Annotated in this window: 1 protein-coding gene; it reads left to right on the top strand. The window is 72.4% G+C overall.

Translation table 11 applies throughout. From position 1 onward, the window contains the following. Window positions 1-384: nicotinate-nucleotide--dimethylbenzimidazole phosphoribosyltransferase (locus KUM32_RS38300; RefSeq protein WP_217146430.1), on the top strand; the 384-nt coding region annotated here is incomplete at its 5' end. Window positions 385-648 lie beyond the last annotated feature (264 nt).

The raw sequence follows: 648 nt of genomic DNA, 5'->3' as shown, positions 1-648 counted from the left end.
GCGATCCGGGACGCGCTGCGCCGGGCCCGGCCGGTCCTCGGCGACCAGTTGGAGCTGCTGCGCACCTCGGGCGGTGCGGACCTGGCCGCCATCACCGGGTTCCTGTTGCAGAGCGCCGTGCGGCACACCCCGGTGATCCTGGACGGGGTGGTCTCGGCCGCGTGCGCGCTGGTGGCGCAGCGGGTGGCGTTCCGGGCGCCGGACTGGTGGCTGGCCGGCCACGCGAGCGGCGAGCCCGCGCAGGCCAAGGCGCTGGACCGGACCGCGCTCAACCCTCTGCTCGACCACGGCGTCAGTGTGGGTGAGGGAACCGGGGCGCTGCTCGCCCTGCCGATGGTGCAGGCGGCTGCCGCCCTGGCGGCGGAGCTTCCGCTGCGGGACTGACGTACGGGCCCGCTGGCCCGGCACCCCGCGGCGCGCGCTCGCGCCGCGGGGACGTGCCGGGCCCCGGTGCGATCCAATCGGGCAAAACGGCCCAAAATTCGGATAAAACGCTTCTCCCTCATATGCTCTACTTTCATGGGAGAAGTCCGCTTGAGTCCGGATGAAGGCAAGCAGCGCGGCCCTTGGGCTCAGCGGAGTGCGGCGTTCGCGGTCTGGTATTTGCGCGCCGTCACGTTCGTCAACCTGCTGAGCGCCGTGTGGGTG

It is taken from the genome of Streptomyces sp. AC627_RSS907 (assembly GCF_019049165.1).
The sequence above is the reverse complement of the archived record's forward strand: the minus strand, read 5'-3'. Positions and strand labels throughout refer to the sequence as shown.